This is a genomic window from Halorubrum yunnanense, from assembly GCF_026586675.1.
Lineage (GTDB): Archaea > Halobacteriota > Halobacteria > Halobacteriales > Haloferacaceae > Halorubrum > Halorubrum yunnanense.
The window spans coordinates 144,847-160,205 of sequence record NZ_JAODIX010000030.1 but is presented as its reverse complement, the minus strand read 5'-3'; the positions used below and the strand labels follow the sequence as shown (position 1 = coordinate 160,205).

Annotated in this window: 16 protein-coding genes; 5 read left to right on the top strand and 11 right to left on the bottom strand. The window is 70.9% G+C overall.

Annotated features, from left to right (window positions below; genetic code table 11):
• Nucleotides 1–53: 53 nt before the first annotated feature.
• From N5096_RS07985 to N5096_RS07970, 4 genes are read right to left on the bottom strand one after another with little or no spacing between them, the layout of a single operon-like run.
• Nucleotides 54–1,874, bottom strand: a complete 1,821-nt coding sequence (locus N5096_RS07985) for a type II secretion system protein (protein ID WP_267663825.1) — start codon at nucleotides 1,872–1,874, stop codon at nucleotides 54–56.
• Nucleotides 1,871–3,796: an ATPase, T2SS/T4P/T4SS family gene (locus N5096_RS07980; RefSeq protein WP_267663824.1), complete on the bottom strand. Its 1,926-nt coding sequence runs from the start codon at nucleotides 3,794–3,796 to the stop codon at nucleotides 1,871–1,873. Before N5096_RS07980 ends, N5096_RS07985 begins: the two co-directional genes overlap by 4 nt.
• A gap of 33 nt (nucleotides 3,797–3,829) precedes the next feature.
• Complete coding sequence (locus N5096_RS07975; RefSeq protein WP_267663823.1) at nucleotides 3,830–4,312, bottom strand: DUF7311 family protein; 483 nt, start codon at nucleotides 4,310–4,312, stop codon at nucleotides 3,830–3,832.
• 60 nt (nucleotides 4,313–4,372) lie between these two features.
• Nucleotides 4,373–4,939 (bottom strand): DUF7310 family coiled-coil domain-containing protein, encoded by a 567-nt coding sequence (locus N5096_RS07970; RefSeq protein ID WP_267663822.1) that lies wholly within the window; start codon nucleotides 4,937–4,939, stop codon nucleotides 4,373–4,375.
• A 75-nt stretch (nucleotides 4,940–5,014) separates the two neighbouring features.
• Between N5096_RS07970 and N5096_RS07965 the strand changes: the two genes are divergently transcribed.
• Nucleotides 5,015–6,094, top strand: a complete 1,080-nt coding sequence (locus N5096_RS07965) for a tubulin/FtsZ family protein (RefSeq protein ID WP_267663821.1) — start codon at nucleotides 5,015–5,017, stop codon at nucleotides 6,092–6,094.
• Nucleotides 6,095–6,164: 70 nt separating this feature from the next.
• Complete coding sequence (locus N5096_RS07960) at nucleotides 6,165–6,872, top strand: phosphoglycerol geranylgeranyltransferase (protein WP_267663819.1); 708 nt, start codon at nucleotides 6,165–6,167, stop codon at nucleotides 6,870–6,872.
• A 33-nt stretch (nucleotides 6,873–6,905) separates the two neighbouring features.
• Here N5096_RS07960 and N5096_RS07955 read toward each other — a convergent pair whose 3' ends face one another.
• The gene (locus tag N5096_RS07955; RefSeq protein WP_267663818.1) at nucleotides 6,906–7,520 is read right to left on the bottom strand and encodes a riboflavin synthase; all 615 of its coding nucleotides are present in this window, start codon (nucleotides 7,518–7,520) and stop codon (nucleotides 6,906–6,908) included.
• A 119-nt stretch (nucleotides 7,521–7,639) separates the two neighbouring features.
• Here N5096_RS07955 and N5096_RS07950 point away from each other — a divergent pair, with 119 nt between their 5' ends.
• A complete protein-coding gene (locus N5096_RS07950) occupies nucleotides 7,640–7,912 on the top strand; it encodes a DUF7533 family protein (RefSeq protein ID WP_267663817.1) in 273 nt (90 codons plus the stop codon).
• 19 nt (nucleotides 7,913–7,931) lie between these two features.
• Here the strand turns inward: N5096_RS07950 and N5096_RS07945 are convergent, their stop codons facing one another.
• From N5096_RS07945 to N5096_RS07925, 5 genes are all read right to left on the bottom strand, one after another.
• Complete coding sequence (locus N5096_RS07945) at nucleotides 7,932–9,275, bottom strand: M24 family metallopeptidase (protein WP_267663816.1); 1,344 nt, start codon at nucleotides 9,273–9,275, stop codon at nucleotides 7,932–7,934.
• On the bottom strand, nucleotides 9,272–11,116 hold the full coding sequence (locus tag N5096_RS07940) for a UvrD-helicase domain-containing protein (RefSeq protein ID WP_267663815.1): 1,845 nt from the start codon (nucleotides 11,114–11,116) through the stop codon (nucleotides 9,272–9,274). The genes N5096_RS07945 and N5096_RS07940 overlap by 4 nt, the downstream gene beginning before the upstream one ends.
• 85 nt (nucleotides 11,117–11,201) lie before the next feature.
• Nucleotides 11,202–11,360: a DUF7563 family protein gene (locus tag N5096_RS07935; protein ID WP_008002314.1), complete on the bottom strand. Its 159-nt coding sequence runs from the start codon at nucleotides 11,358–11,360 to the stop codon at nucleotides 11,202–11,204.
• An 88-nt stretch (nucleotides 11,361–11,448) separates the two neighbouring features.
• Nucleotides 11,449–11,631: an HVO_0416 family zinc finger protein gene (locus N5096_RS07930; protein WP_092565639.1), complete on the bottom strand. Its 183-nt coding sequence runs from the start codon at nucleotides 11,629–11,631 to the stop codon at nucleotides 11,449–11,451.
• 190 nt (nucleotides 11,632–11,821) lie between these two features.
• Nucleotides 11,822–12,364, bottom strand: coding sequence for a CDP-2,3-bis-(O-geranylgeranyl)-sn-glycerol synthase (locus N5096_RS07925; RefSeq protein WP_267663811.1), 543 nt, complete (start codon nucleotides 12,362–12,364; stop codon nucleotides 11,822–11,824).
• Between the two features lie 140 nt (nucleotides 12,365–12,504).
• On the opposite strand from N5096_RS07925, the gene N5096_RS07920 reads away from it, so the two are divergent.
• Nucleotides 12,505–13,344 carry a proline dehydrogenase family protein gene (locus tag N5096_RS07920; protein WP_267663810.1) on the top strand — a complete coding sequence of 280 codons (840 nt, stop codon included), beginning with the start codon at nucleotides 12,505–12,507 and terminating at the stop codon, nucleotides 13,342–13,344.
• A 68-nt stretch (nucleotides 13,345–13,412) separates the two neighbouring features.
• Nucleotides 13,413–14,117, top strand: a complete 705-nt coding sequence (locus tag N5096_RS07915) for a DUF502 domain-containing protein (RefSeq protein WP_267663809.1) — start codon at nucleotides 13,413–13,415, stop codon at nucleotides 14,115–14,117.
• A 22-nt stretch (nucleotides 14,118–14,139) separates the two neighbouring features.
• On the opposite strand, the gene N5096_RS07910 is transcribed toward N5096_RS07915, so the two are convergent.
• A complete protein-coding gene (locus N5096_RS07910) occupies nucleotides 14,140–15,069 on the bottom strand; it encodes a branched-chain amino acid transaminase (RefSeq protein ID WP_267663808.1) in 930 nt (309 codons plus the stop codon).
• Nucleotides 15,070–15,359: the final 290 nt, after the last annotated feature.

Sequence of the window (15,359 nt, the reverse complement as noted above, 5' to 3'; positions counted from 1 at the left end):
CGGCTGACCGCGGCTTCGTATTTAAACGGTCGCCTGCGAACGCGGGCAGACCGCTACAACAGCGCTCCCGCGCCGACGAACGCGACGAGGTAGGTCGCCGTCGCGGTCGGCAGCGCGATCCCGACTCGGTAGGCCACGAGCGTCTGGTCGAAACCGCGCTCCAGCCCCGTCGCCAGCGCGGTGAGCAGCGCCGCGAGGATCAGCACGTAGGCGCCGACGATCCGACCGAGCATCGGGACGGAGAGCGTTCCGGAGCCGGATCCGCCGGCGGAATCCCCAACCGTCCCGGCCGTGCCCACGTCCCCGCCGCCGGTAGGATCCCCGCCGCCCACTCCGAGGACGTCCGCGCCGGCGGTGGCTCCGCCACCCAGCCCGCCGGCGTCGACGGTATCGATCCCCGTCGCGAGCGCGACGGTTGCGCCGCCGACGAGCGGCGCGAACACCGCGGCGGTGTTCGTCAACGTCCCCGTCACGGTCGCGAGCTGCCGCCGGGCGTCGGTTTCGAGCGCGCGGAGCTCTTCCAGTTGATCGGCGAGCTCGAGGAGCACGTCGCCGGCCGGACGCCCCTCCCGCGCGGCGACGGCGAGCAGCGCGACCGCGCCGCGAACTCGCGGTGACGGAACCGGAACGGCCGGCCCGCCACGACCGAGGAACGCCTCTCGCACGCCAACTCGGAGGGTCTCGCTCCGGCTTCCTGCGCGCTCGAACAGCTCGCCGGTCGCGCCGTCGAGCCGCTTGCCGGCGTTCGCGATCGCCGTCTCGACGGCGACGCCCTCGGCCACGTCACCGCCGATAACCGTCATGGCGTCCGGTAGCCCGCGTTCGACGGCGCGGATCTCCGAGAGCGCCGCTCGCCGGTGTCGGACCCCGACGAGGAGCGCTGCTCCCGTCCCGGTCCCGACGCCGGCGACGGGCGCGGCCCATCCGGCAACCAGCCGACCGGCGACCGCGGCTGCGATGACTCCGGAAACGGAACCGGCCGCGACGGCGTGTTTCGCCCGCTCCGGTACGTCCGGGTGACTACCGTCGATCGACGGCGGCGCGAACGCGACCGGTCTGCGCGAGAGCAGCCACGCCGACGCGGCGAGCAGTCCGGCAGGGAGTACGCCGAGGTAGAGTCCGGCGACGACGCCGGACCCGACGGGAACGCCCGATGCGGCCGCCGCGGGGAGCAGAGCGATCAGGGCCAACGGGAGGAGCACCCCGAAGGCGTATAGCGCAGAGACCGGGCCGCGGACCTCGCCGACAAACGCCGCGAGCCGATCGGTCGTCCCGGAGACGGTCGCGTCGAGCGCGCGGTTCAGACAGCGTCCTCGCCGCTCTGCGGGCGCCGACGCCGCCGTCCGGATCAGCGCGGCGGCGCGGTCGATCGCGGGGAACCACGGTTGCCACTCCCGGGCGAACGACCGAAGCCCGCTCGTCGGTCCGTTCGCGCTCCCGCGTTCGTGACGCGCCAGTCCCTCGGCGAGCGGCCCGTCTCCAGTACGCGCGGCGAACCGGACGGCGCGCTCCGCCGACGGGTCCAGACGCATTCGCAACACAAGTCGACCGACGAGGCCGGGAGCCGCCCCGAGCGCTCGCGTCCGCCGGAGCGAGGCGAGCCACACCGGTGCCCGATGGGCCGCGTGGGTCGCCGTCAGCCCGCCGGCGAGCCCGGCGAGCGCTCCCGGAACAGGACCAACAGCGAAGGAGAACACGGCGACACAGAGCAGACCGACACCGATCCCGACCCGATACCCGAGTTCGACGACGCGCTCGGCCGAGGAGTCCCACCCGAGGAACGCGACCGCGCGACGGAGCTCGGGCGACTCGATCGCCTCGTCCCCGAGGGAACGAGGCGAGCCGTCAGTCGGCCCGTCGATCGGCTCCGTCATCTCCGCTCACCGTCCGCGCCGACGAACTCGGCGTATTGCTCTGGATCGGTTCGCCCGACGGCGACCGCCTCGCGGATTCGTTCTCCCCGTTCTCTGACGGTCTCTCGAGCCGCGGCGTACGATCCGTCGGTCTCCGCGAGTCGCTCGATGAGCCGGCTCTCGCCGCGGTCGATCCGTCCGGTCGGCGTCAGCCCTTCGGCCGTCCGCTCGAACAGCGGGTCGAACGCGGCGCCGCCGTCGTGACCGACCACCTCGGCGATCGCGCCGACGCGGTGGTCATCGAGCATGACGATCAGGTCGGTCGCGGCGAACGACGAGGGTGACACGCCCAGATCGGAGACCACCCGCTCTCGGACGGCCCCCGGATCCTCGCCGTGGATCGTCCCCAGCACCGTCTCGCCGGTCGCGCCGACGCGCATCGCCTCGTAGAGGGCCTGCGCCTCCTCGCCGCGGACCTCTCCGACGACGATCGCGCCGCCGCCGAGTCGGAGCGCGGTCCGAACCGCGTCGCTCGGCGACGGCTCTGCGCCGTCGCCGACGCGGAGGCGCTGGGCGTCCCGCCCGCCGGCCGTCAGGGCGCTTGCCGGGAGCTCGGGCGTGTCTTCGATCAGAATCGACCGCGCTTCCGCGGGGAGCTCCCACAGGAGCGCGCCGAGCGCGGTCGTCTTTCCCGCGCCCCGCCCGCCGGCAACGAGCCCGGTCACGCCCCGCTCGACGGCGACCGAGAGGAGCCCGGCGGCCCCCGGCGTGATCGTCTCGACGTCGACGAGCCGCGCGAGCGTCCACGCGTCGGGGTCGCCGCGGCGGAAGGCAAACGAGAGGCCGTCGCTGGCGGGGTCCGTTGTTGCGGCGACGCGGACGCGACCGGCGTCCGTCTCCAGCGTCGCATCGAGGGTCGGGCTCGCCCGGGAGAAGCCTCGGCCGCTGGTCCGCCGGAGCCGAGAGGCCAGGGTGGCGGCCCCCTCCGGCGGGAGCCTGACGTTCGTCCGACAGCGCTCGCCGTCGACGACGACGCGAAGCGGGTTCTCGGTCACCGGCGCCGACAGCGTCGCGTCGCTGACTCGGTTGTCGGCGAACACGTGCTCGAACGCGCCGTATCCCCGCGTGTGCCGCCGGAGGGCATCGGCGAGCGTCGAGACCGGATCCGCGTCCTCGGCGACAGCACGCGCCGCGCGGCCGGGCGCCCGCTCTCCCCCGGTCGGATCGTCGAGCAGCCGCCGCTTGGCGTCGTCGAGCCGCTCAACCGCCCCGTCGTCGAGCTCTCGGACCGGGGGCCTGAGGTGATACGTCCGGAGCGGTCCCGCCCCATCGTACAGCCGGACCGTCGCGCCGGTGTCGAGCTCCCAGCGCTCGACGAGCGTCGCCTCCGGCGGCGGCGCGGTCGCGACACGCGCGGCCGCGATCCGGGGACCCGCGTGCGCTCGCAACACCCCTTCGACCCCGTCGGACCCCTCGACGACTGCCGACAACCCCGTCTCCGCGACGATCCGAGCCGGCGGTCCCTCGCGTCCGGCGGCTTCCCGGGCAGCACCGACCGGGTCGCGCAGCACGCGGTCGGCGAGCCGCGTCTCGTGGAACTCAACGCGCTCGCGGAACCTCCCCGCCGCGACCAGACACGCCGCGGCACGTCCGGCGTAGGCCCGCTCACGTCCCCGGTGGCGAGTCCTGATCACGTCGGCGTCGCGCTCGCTCAGCGCCTCGACGACGGTCGCCAGGCAGTCCGGGCTCTCGGCGAGATCGCCGCGTCCGGGACAGTCGTCCGCGTCGACGGCGAGCACGACGCGGTCGCCGACGCCCGTTCCGACCGGTTCCCGGAACGACGGCTCGCACCGACAGCCGCGCTCGTCGTCCGTCCACGGCAGCGACCGAAGCGAGGCCTCGTCGCCGTCGATCCGCGGCAGCGAGGGGAGATCGAGGTTCATGGCGGGCGTGCTCCCGGCATCGTATATAAACGCTCACCCGACCCTGCCGATACGGACGGTCGGCCCGCCGTCGTCGACGAGCCGGAGCACCAGCCGGCTCTCGCCGCCCGGTCGCAGCGCGATCGCTTCCCCGTCGACCGCGACGGTCGCGTCCACGCCACCGGGCGCGATCGGCACGCTCCGCTCGGAGCCGCCGTCGATCCGATATCGGAGCGCGACATCCGCCCCTGCGGTGTCCCCCTCACTGACCTCGTCGGTCTCCGCGAGCGCGACGCGGTCGATCGGTGCCGCCCCGAACCCGCTCGGGACGCGGACGGTCACGGTCGTCCGGGCGGCGAGCGACGGGTTCGCGACGCTCACGGAATCCGCGACGAGACGTCCGACGGCTCGCTCGACCCTGTCCGCCTCCGTGTCGAGCCGCTCGGCGGTCGTGGTCGCCCGGGCGCTTTCCAGCGCCGGCATTGCGGCCGCGAGGAGGGCGACAGCGACGAGAACCGTGAGAACGACGCGGATCACAGTTCGATCCCATCGTTTCCGGTCCGCGGCGCTCTGCCCCGCTCCGCCGTGCCGTCCGCTCTACAGGGACTCACGGAGTCGGTCCAGCGCCTCGTCTCGCCACGTTCCGTCCGCGTCGGCCCCCTCTCTCAAGCCCTCCCGGTCAGCCCCTCCCGGCGCCTCGGTCCGACGGTCGTCGTCCGCCGGAACGGCGGCGTCGAGAGCGGTCTCGCTCGGCACGGCGTCGCCCGGGCCGGCCTCGCTCGAACGTTCGCTCTCCGGGGCGGCGTCCTCGCCGCCACTCGCCCTCGCCAGCGCGAGGTCGGCTCGCCGTTCGACCTCTTGGTTGACGGCTCGGATCGATCCCACGTACCCCCTGATTGCCTGTGTGGCGGCCTCCAACTCCTCCACTCGCGACTCGACCTCGGCCACGCGCGACGCCAACGCCTCGCGTTCCGCGGCGGCCGCCGCGCTGTCGCCGAGGTCCGCGACGGCCGCGTCGGACCCCGTCACGGCGCGCTCGACCGCGCTGAGGCGCTCGTCGAGTCGATCTTGACCCCGTGCGTCGCTCGGTCCGTCGGCTCCGGCAGCGCCTCGTCGCTCTCCGCGCTTCGACGTCTGACTCCCCTCGTCGGTGGCGTTCGACATGCTCGCGGTTGGCCTCGATTTCGCACTTAAACCTCGGGGGAAAAGGTAAGACGACGGATCGGTTACCCTCCGATCATGAAGGCAGTCCTCCTCGGCGTCGGGCAGGCGGGCGGGAAGCTCACGACCGCTCTCGCCCGGTTCGACGCCGATGCCGGCCACGGGGCGGTGCTTGACGCGCTCGCGGTCAACACGGCCGCGGCGGACCTCGACCCGCTCCCACTCGACACGGTCCTCGTCGGTCAGTCCCGGGTGAACGGCCACGGCGTCGGCGGCGACAACGAACTCGGCGCCGAGGTGATGGACGGGGACGCCATCGAGGTGCTGGACGCGCTCGCCTCGAAGGTGACGGCGGAGGCTGAGGCGTTGTTCGTCGTCGCCGGGCTCGGCGGCGGCACCGGGTCGGGCGGCGCGCCGGTGCTCGTCCGCGAGCTGAGCCGCGTGTACGACGTCCCGGTGTACGCGATCGGTATCCTCCCCGGCCGCGACGAGGGGGCGATGTACCAGGTGAATGCGGGCCGGTCGCTGAAGACGCTGGTCCGGGAGGCGGACGCGACGATTCTGCTCGACAACGACGCGTGGCGCTCCTCGGGGGAGTCGGTCGAGGGCGGTTTCGCCGCGATCAACGAGTCGATGGCGCGGCGCGTCGGGCTCCTCCTGGCCGCCGGGGAGTCCGTGGAGGGCGTCGCGGAGTCGGTCGTCGACACCAGCGAGGTGATAAACACGCTACGGGCCGGCGGGATGGCGGCGGTCGGGTTCGCCTCGGCGCCGGCCGCCGAGGACGCCGAGGAGAACGTCACGACCGTGATGAGCGCGGTCCGGAGCGCGGTGATGACGGGGATGTCGCTCCCGAACGCGACCGACGCCGACGCCGCCCTCGTCGCAGTCGCGGGCGACCCGGACCGCATCTCCCGGAAGGGCGCGGAGAAGGCGCGCAAGTGGCTCCAGGAGGAGACCGGCTCGATGCAGGTGCGCGGCGGCGATTTCCCGCTCGACTCCGACCGGATCGCGGCGCTCGTGCTGCTCGGCGGCGTCGAGCGCTCCCGGCGGATCGAGGCGTTCCTCGAACGCGCCCGCCAGGCCGTCCGCGACGAGCCGGAGGAGCGACCCGACCCCGCGGCGGCGTTCCAGAACGACGATCTCGACGACCTGCTCTGATCAACGGACGCGGTCGTTCGACGGCGTCGGTTCCGCACCTTTTTGGTTCCGCCCGGTGGAGTCGTTCCCGATGAGCAACCCGTGGGACGACTGGGACCACGTGCTGAAGGTCGACCCCGACAAGGAGCTGCGGGACGGCGAGACCTTCGAGGACGTCTGCCGCACCGGCACCGACGCGATCGAGATCGGCGGGACCCTTGACGTCACCGCGGAGAAGATGACGCGCGTCGTCGACGCCGCGGCCGAGTACGACGTTCCCCTGTACCAGGAGCCGTCGAACCCGGGCGTCGTCATCGACTCGCCCGCGCTCGACGGCTACCTGATCCCGACGGTGTTCAACGCCGGCGGGCCGTTCTGGATCACGGGCGCGCACAAGGAGTGGGTCCGCATCGACGAGTTAGACTGGGACCGGACTCACACCGAGGCGTACATCGTTCTCAACCCCGACGCCGCCGTCGCGGAGCTGACGGACGCGAACTGCGACCTCGCGGCCGACGACGTCGGGGCGTACGCGAAGGTCGCCGAGCGGATGTTCGGCCAGGAGATCGTTTACGTCGAGTACTCGGGCACCTTCGGTGACACGGAGAAGGTCGCGGCCGCCCACGACGCGCTCGACGAGTCCACCCTCTTTTACGGCGGCGGAATCCACGACTACGAGTCCGCCAACGAGATGGCCGCCCACAGCGACGTGATCGTCGTCGGCGACCTGCTCCACGACCAGGGCGTCGACGCGGTCCGGGAGACGGTGGAGGGCGCGAAGGACGCACACGACGACTGAGCGTCAGATTCCGAGCGCGGCGGTTCCTTCCTCTCAGTCCGCTCCCGCGTACCCGCCGATCATGTTCTCGACGTACTTCGCGATCACGTCGACCTCCAGGTGGACCGGGTCGCCGACCGACTTCTCAGAGAGCGTCGTCAGCTCGTACGTCGTCGGGATGACGGCGACGTCGAACTCCCCCTCGCGCTTCTCGGCGACCGTCAGCGAGATGCCGTCGAGCGTCACCGACCCCTTGTCGACGAGGTAGTCGGCGTGTCCCTCGGGGATCTCAAACCCGAACCGCCAATCCTCGCCGACGCGCTCGACCCCCGTCACCTCGGCGACGGTGTCGACGTGGCCCTGCACGACGTGGCCGTCGAACCGGCCGTCGGCCGGCATCGCGCGCTCGACGTTGACCGGGTCGCCCTCGCCGACGTCGCCGAGGTACGTCTTCGCGACCGTCTCGCTCGCGAGGAACACCTCGAACCAGCCGCTCTCGTCCTCGCTGACCTCGTACTCCTCGACGGTGAGACAGACGCCGCTGACGCTTATCGACTGGCCGTGACCGATGTCGTTGAACCCCTCGACGCCGATCCGGAGCCGCAGCCCGTCCGCTGTCTCGGTCCGCTCGCGGACCGTGGCGGTCCCTTCGACGATGCCGGTGAACATACCCGATCTGGGCGCGCGCGACACATATCGGTTCGGTGTTCGGGCGGCCGTCTCGCCCCGCCGTCCCCTCCCTGTCGCCGCCGCGGCCCTTTTGAATGCCGGGCGCCAACTCGAGTCCGATGAACCTCGGGTTGATGGATATGATCGGGCTGGCGGCGTCGCTCGTGTTCGCGCTGCCGCTCGCGAACTACGCCGTTATCCGGCTGTTCGTCGGCGAGGTCGCGCTCGGCGCCGGGCTGCTCGTCGTCGCCGCCGCGATGGTCGTCCTCCCGCAGTACTTCCTCGACCCGGGGCGGATCCTCCGCGGACTGATCTCGGGGCTGCTTCCCCGACAACTCCGCGGCGAGGAGGGCTCCGGCGCGGAGTCCGACGCGGAGTCCGTCGAGAAGTGATCGGCGGCCGGAGCCGACCTCACTCGCGCTTCTCGGGCGCGATCCCGAACGGGTACTCGGCCAGTATCTCGTAGCCGTCGTCGGTGACGGCGACGAGGTCCTCCAGTCGGACGCCGCCGACATCGGGGTCGTAGACGCCGGGCTCTATCGTCACGACGTGGCCCGGCCGCAGCTCGCCCGCGCCCGTCAGCGACGGCGACTCGTGGAGGCTCACGCCCACGCCGTGGCCGGTGCCGTGCGTGAACCCCGCCTCCCCCTCGCCGGCGTTCGGGTCGAAGCCGTAGGCCGCCAGCTCGGCGGCCGCCTCGCCGTGGACGGTCTTGGCCGGCACGCCGGGTTCGACCTCCGCGAGCGCGGCCTCCCGCGCGGCCTCGATCGCGACGTACGCGCGGCGCCCCCAGCCGCCGTCGCCGTCGACGACGAACGTCCGGGTCATGTCGCCGTAGTAGCCGTCCGGACCGCGAGGCGAGACGTCGAGCAACACCGTCTCCCCCGGCCGGATCGGCTCGTCGCCGACGAAGTGGAGGTCCGCGGCGGACGGGCCGGCGCCGATCACGGTGTTGCCGGCGTCGCGGACGCCCCGGGCGGTGAGGGCAGCGTTCACCTCGCGGCGGAGCCGCTCGGTCGTCAGGGGCGCGCCCTCCCAGCGGAGCGTCGGGCTTCCCGTCTCCTCGCCCTCGCCGACCTCGCTCCCGGCCAGCACGGTCTCGGCGCGCGCCATCCCGGCGGCCGTCGCGCGCTGCGCGCGGCGGAGACGGTCGAGTTCGGCGTCGGTCTTCCGGGCTCGCGCCGTCGTCACCGCGCTCGTCGACGCGAGCTCGTTGCCGGCGCGTTCGAGGTAGACGGCGGCGTCGTGGGGGATAGACGGCGGGACGAGGAGGGCGTGGCGGCCGTCGGACTCGTCGACCAACTCGTCGACCGCCGCGGCCGCGCGCTCTCCGGCGTGGTCGCCGACGTTTTCGGTTCGGACCTCGCGAGCGACGCCGTCGTGGAACCTGCGGTCGCCGCCGCCGCTGCCCCGATCCTCACCGCCGTTCCGAGCCCGCCCGCCCCCGACGAACTCCCGCTCGGCCTGTTCGGCGAACGGCGCGGGCGCACAGCAGACGGCGCGGCCGGTGGCGACGTCGCCGTCGGTTTCGTCAGTGCGGTCGCCGTCCGGGACCACCACCAGCGCGTACGCCCGGTCCGGACCGGAAAAGCGCGTGAGGTACCGCAGGTCGTCGTCGAAGCGGTCGCCGACCGCGACGAGCGCGTCGGCGTCGGCGGCCTCGACCGTCTCGATGATCGGGGCGAGATCGGTCCGGAGGGGGCGCACGGAGGCGGCGCTCCCGTCGAGCGCACCCTCCTCGCTCCCGTCGCTCACGGCTCCGGTTCGGGGACCGCCAGCTCGGCCTGGACTTCCTCAATGAGCTCCTGTGCGGGCTCGTCGCGGATCTCGTTGAACAGCAGGACGCTGATCGGAAGGGTCGGCGCCCCACTGATGAGGCTCTCCATGATGACGAGCCGCTCGCGGGCACGGGACATCCCGACGTAGAAGACGCGGCGCTCGTTGTCGGTGAGGACGGGGACGGGGCTCGTCGCCTTCGTGAACTCGTCGACCCCGTCGACGTCGGCCGGGTCTTCGATGGAGGCCGCCATCTGCTCGACGACCTTCTCTGTGAGGTCGGTCGCGACGAACACGTGGTCGGCCTCGCGGCCCTTCGCGGAGTGGATCGTGCCGACGCGGACGCGGGTCGGGTCCGCCCCCTCGTAGTCGCCGTCGAAGTACGCGCCCATCGACTTCCGCTGGAAGCTCGTCACCTTCCGGACCATGTCGTCGGCGCTCGCGGTGTCCGGCATGAAGGGGATGTGGTCGTCGAGCTCGTCGGCCGTCACCTCGATCAGGGAGACGTCGTCGACGTCGGCGGCCTCCTCGCGGTCGTCGAGCAAGTCGTAGAACTCGTCGCGCTCGTGGGTCCCGAACGCCGAGTCCTGGAGCATATCGGCGAGCCGCCGGGCCTCGAGCCCGTTCACGGGGTCGCCCGCCTCGGCCTTCTCGATGGCGCTGACGTAGTCCTGCACGCGGTCGGTCCACATCCGCCCGTCGGTCAGCATCGTGAACGGGATGCCGTGGTCGATGAACTCGTCGATGAAGTCGAACATCTGGTAGCGCGCGCGGAACAGACACATGATGTCGCCCTCGTCGTCGTCGACCGTGTACCGGACGTTCCGGACGAGTTCGATCATCGACGGCGACTGGATCGCCTCGACGGTCCCGCCCTCCTTGCGGGGATGGAGGTCCTTCTCCTGGCGCTTGTCGATGTGGCGGATCTCGGCGTTGACGACGTTGAGGATCTCCGAGGGGAGCCGGTAGGAGTTCGGGAGCACGACGTCCTCGTCGACCTCGGTGTCCAGCAGGAGGTCCGGGTCGGCACCCTGCCACGCGTAGACGACCTGGTCGTCGTCGCCCGCGATGAGCACCTTCTCCATGTGCGGTTTCCACTCCTCGAAGACGTTGTACTGCAGCGTCGTGATGTCCTGGAACTCGTCGATGATCAGGTAGTCGACACTGGGCACGAGCGAGCGCTGCGCGACTCGCTCGAGCATGTCCGCGAAGCCGATGAGCTCGTTGTCGCCCTTGTAGCCGCGCCACGCGCGGATCGTCTCGGGGATGTCGATCCGCTCGTCGTCGGAGGGCCACGTGGGGGTGTACTTGTTCCCCTCCTGGGCGTTGGGGTCCTCCTCGGGCGGGAGCCGGACCTCCTCGACGTTCCACTGGAAGGGGACGTCGTACCAGTCGGCGACGTCGCGCTCGGTGCGCTGGAGCCACTGGGAGGTGGCGATGATCTTGTTCCCGATCGTCGTCGACCGGGCGGTCCGGCGGCCGGCGCCGCCGTGCTGGTCCTCGAACTCGATGCCGTACTCCTCGCAGAACGCCTCCTTGTCGTCCTCGCCCACGACGTCGCCGCGGGAGAGGTCGAGCAGCTCGTACGCTTTCGCGTGCATGGTGCTGACGTTCCCTTGGAGGCTGCGGGGGGAGACGTCGAGTCGCTCCGCGAGCCGCTCGCGGATCTCGGCGGCGGCCGCGCGCGTGTACGAGACGACGAGCACGTCGCGCACCTCGGCGTCGCCGTCCTCGAGGATCCCCTCGACGCGATCCAGGAGCGCCGTGGTCTTCCCGCTGCCCGGACCGCCGAACAGTCGCGTCACCGTGGGATCGGTCATTGTCTACTTCTGACCCCGGTTCTCCTTAAACGCCGTGGCTCGGGGTCGCTCCGGAAGGAATCCTCCGATCTCACGGACTGATACGTCAGTTACTCCGCGTCGCGCGCGCTTCCCGGACGTCGGCGCCGTCGCGGACGAGGTCCTCGCAGGCGGGGCAGACCCGGGGACGATCGACCTCGTTCGGGGTGAACACCCGAACGTAATCCGTCGTGACGAACGAACCGCAGTTCTGGCAGGTCGGCATAATCGTCACTATCGATTGATACTACATAATGCTGCCGCCAAACATCATCGAAAGAAAACCGCTCGTCGCCCGTGCGCCGCCGTCGGCGTCAGGTCGGGCGCCAGTCGCAGACGTCGCACCGCGCCGTTCCCTCAGGGTGGAGTGCACCGCACTCCGGACACTGGAGCTTGTTATAGGATCGCTCCCAGCGTACGATCTCCGTCTCGTGGCCGCGATCGGACAGGAACTCGTCGAGCACGTCGTCGTCCGAGCTGGGTGCACTACTGGACATGCATGCCAATTAATGACACACGGGTATATATATCTTCTCACGATTCTCGTCGAACAGATGTCTCTCCCACGAACGATCGGAAATACCCGTGAACATGTTCGAATAGACGTTTTCCCCGCCGGCGGCGCGGTGCTTGTAAACTGCTCTCACACGCGAATTCCCGCGGGCGACGGGACCGTTCTCCCGGCGCTCACCACGGCTCGTTCTTCAGCCCGAGGGCGTAGGCGCCGACGTTCGTGACCACGTGGAGGACGGGGGTCATCACGAGGACGACCCCGAGGACGGCGGGCGTGAACGTCGCCAGCGCCCAGTTGGTGTCGACGACGAAGACGGCCAACAGCGCGACGACGACGAAGTCGAGCTGATCGAGCCCGGGGAACGCCGCGCCGCGCTCGCGGCCGGAGCGCCGCTTGAGGAAGGAGGCGCCGATGTCGCCGCACATCGCGCCGAACGCGAGCGCGACCGCCGCGGGGAGCGCGAACGTCGGGAGGTCGACGCCGAGGGCGGCGCTGGCGGGCTCGTTGAGACGGTTGAGCGCGAGCGCGAGGACGACGCCAGTGAGGGTGCCGACCGCCGTGCCGCGCCACGTCTTCCCGTCGCCGAGCAGGCGCGCCCCGCGCCACTCCCGGCCGCCGTCGATGGGGCGGCCGCCGCCGGCGAGCACCGCGGCGTTGTTGGGCACGTACGCGGGTACCATCGCCCAGAACGCGGTCGCGACGAGCGAACCGATCATACGCGCTCCACTCCCGTCGGGGGTATATAAACCACGATCCCTCTCGCGGGGCGGCTCCGCGTTGCGGGTCGGTCTCGCCGGCGATCCGCGCGACCCCTCGGCTCGACAACAGTCAAGTCGCCGCCACCCCCATATCGGGTATGATCCCCCCGATCGCCCGGCGGTTCGTCGCCGGCGAGAGCGTCCCGGAGGCCCTCGACCACGTCCGAGCGTGCAACGAGGACGGCGTCGCCGTCATCGTCAACCTGCTCGGCGAGCACTACGACCGCCCGACGGACGCCCGCGCCGACGTCGACGCGTACCTCGCGCTGTTGGACGACATCGCCGGCAGCGGCCTCGACGCCTGCGTCTCGGTGAAGCCCTCGCAGATCGGGCTCGACGTCTCCACCGAGCTGTTCGAGGAGTACTACCGCGAGATCGTCGACCGCGCCCACGAGCTCGACGCCTTCGTCTGGTGCGACATGGAGGACGCCGACACCACCGACGACGCCCTCGACGCCTTCGAGTCGATCGCCGCCGACTACCCGTGGAGCGTCGGGCAGTGCGTGCAGGCGAACCTCAGGCGCACCCGCGAGGATCTTGACCGCCTCGTCGACGTCCCCGGCAAGATCCGGCTCGTGAAGGGCGCGTACGACGAGCCGGCGTCGATCGCGTACGCGGACGCGGACCGCGTCGACGAGGCGTACCGCGAGAACCTCCGCTTCCTCTTCGAGCGCAGAGACCGGGGAGTCGCCGTCGGCAGCCACGACCCGGCGATGATCTCGCTGGCGAACCGGCTGGCCGCCGACCACGGCACCGACTACGAGGTCCAGATGCTGATGGGCGTCCGGGGGGACGCGCAGCGCGACCTCGCCGCGCAAGGCGTCGACGTGGCCCAGTACGCGCCGTACGGCGACAAGTGGCTCTCGTACTTCTACCGGCGCGTCCGCGAGCGCAGAGAGAACCTGACGTTCGCGCTGCGGGCGGTCGTGGGCCGGTGACCGCCCTCGCGAGTGGGGCGGCGCGTGGAAGCCCTCTTAAGGGTCGCCGCCACATACCAACTCGATAGATGTCCACGTGGAAACGCGACTTCGCCAGCGGGCTCATCGTGTTGGCGCCCCTCTTAGTCCTCCTCTTAGTCCTCCAGTGGATCTACCGGTACATCGCCTCTATCCCCCTCATCGAGGGGCTCCAGCCGGCGATCATCCCGGGGCCGCTCGAGCCGATCTCCCGCGTGATCATCGCGCTCGCGGTGTTCGCGACCGTCGTCCTCGCGGTCGGCTACCTCATGCGGACGACGTTCGGCCGACTGGCCGAGTCCGCCGTCGACGGCGCCATCAACCGGATCCCCGCGCTGCGCGTGGTGTACAACGCCTCCAAGCTCGCGATCGAGACGGCCGTCTCCGGGACCGACGAGCTCCAGAGCCCGGTGTACATCGAGACGTGGCAGGGGATCCGCATGACGGCGTTCCGGACCGGAAAGAAGACCCGCGACGGGAAGATCGTCTTATTCATGCCGACGGCGCCGAACATCACTACCGGATTCGTCATCGAGGTCGAGCCGGAGCGCATCGAGGAGACCGGCGAGACCGTTGAGGAGGGGATGACTCGCGTGCTCTCGGCCGGCTTCGCCGAGTCGGCTCACCAGGTCCCCGTTCAAGAGGAGCGCCCGCCGGACGGCGACACCGACACCCCCGGCGGCGTCGGCGGCGTCAGAACCGACGGCACGCCCGGGGAGACGGACCGGTCCGCCGCGGACCCCGGGAACGACTGACCGGCGGCGACGGCGTCGCCGCTTATAAATACGCGAACCACTCGTCGTGGTCGTCCGTCCGCCGCTCGACGAGGTCGAAGAAGGCGGTCTGCAGCTCCTCGGTGACCGGTCCGCGGCTGCCCGATCCGATCTCGGTGTCGTCGACGGAGCGGATCGGGGTCACCTCGGCCGCGGAGCCGGTGAAGAACAGCTCGTCGGCCGTGTACAGCTGGCCGCGGGAGATGACGGCCTCGTCGTGGACCTCGTAGCCGCGCTCCTCGGCGAGCGCGATGACGGTGTCGCGGGTGATTCCCTCGAGGATCGACTGGGCGGGCCCGGTGGTGTATATCTCGCCGTCGTTCACCATGAAGATGTTCTCGCCGGGGCCCTCGGCGACGTTCCCCTCCTTGTTGAGGACGATGGCCTCGACGTAGCCGTTCCGCCGGGCCTCCTCGCCCGCGAGCATGGAGTTGACGTAGAGGCCGGTGGTCTTCACGTTGGTCGGGACCTGCGAGGAGGCGTGTTTCCGCCACGAGGAGACCATGACGTCGACGCCCTCCTCCAGGGCCTCGTCGCCGAGGTACGCGCCCCACGGCCACGCCGCGAGCACGAGGTCGGTCGGGCAGTCCTTCGGCGAGACGCCGAGCGAGTCGTACCCGTAGTAGGCGATCGGGCGGATGTACGCGGAGTCGAGGTCCTGTCGGTCGAGGAGCTCGAGGGTGGCCTCGGTGATCTCCTCGCGGGAGTGCTCGATATCCATGTCGTACATCTTCGCGGAGTCGAACAGCCGGTCGAGGTGTTCGTCCCACCGGAACACCGCCGGGCCCCGCTCCGTGTCGTAACAGCGGACGCCCTCGAACACGCCGCTCCCGTAGTGGAGCGCGTGGGTCAGAACGTGAGTCGTCGCGTCCTCCCAGTCGAGGAACTCACCGTTCTTCCAGATCGTGTCGACGTCCATCTCGTCGAATCCCATAGTTGAGAGTTGCGGTGATCGGGCTTAAAAGTGTGACATGTGGAGAACGCGACTCTTGCGAGTCGAGTGCTGTCGGCATCTGAGTCGACCGGTCATAAATAGTTGCTGTCGGATCGCCGGTGAACGCCTCCAAAGCCCCAGCCGGGAGGGCGGCGCACGCTCGCTGCGCTCCTCAGTCAGTCGCTCCGCTCCCTCCTTGTGGTGCTTACGTCGCCTGCGCCGCCCTCCCGGCTGCCCCTTTGAGTCCCACCCGACCGCGACCGCACCGCAGCCTCACGCCTCCCCAGCCT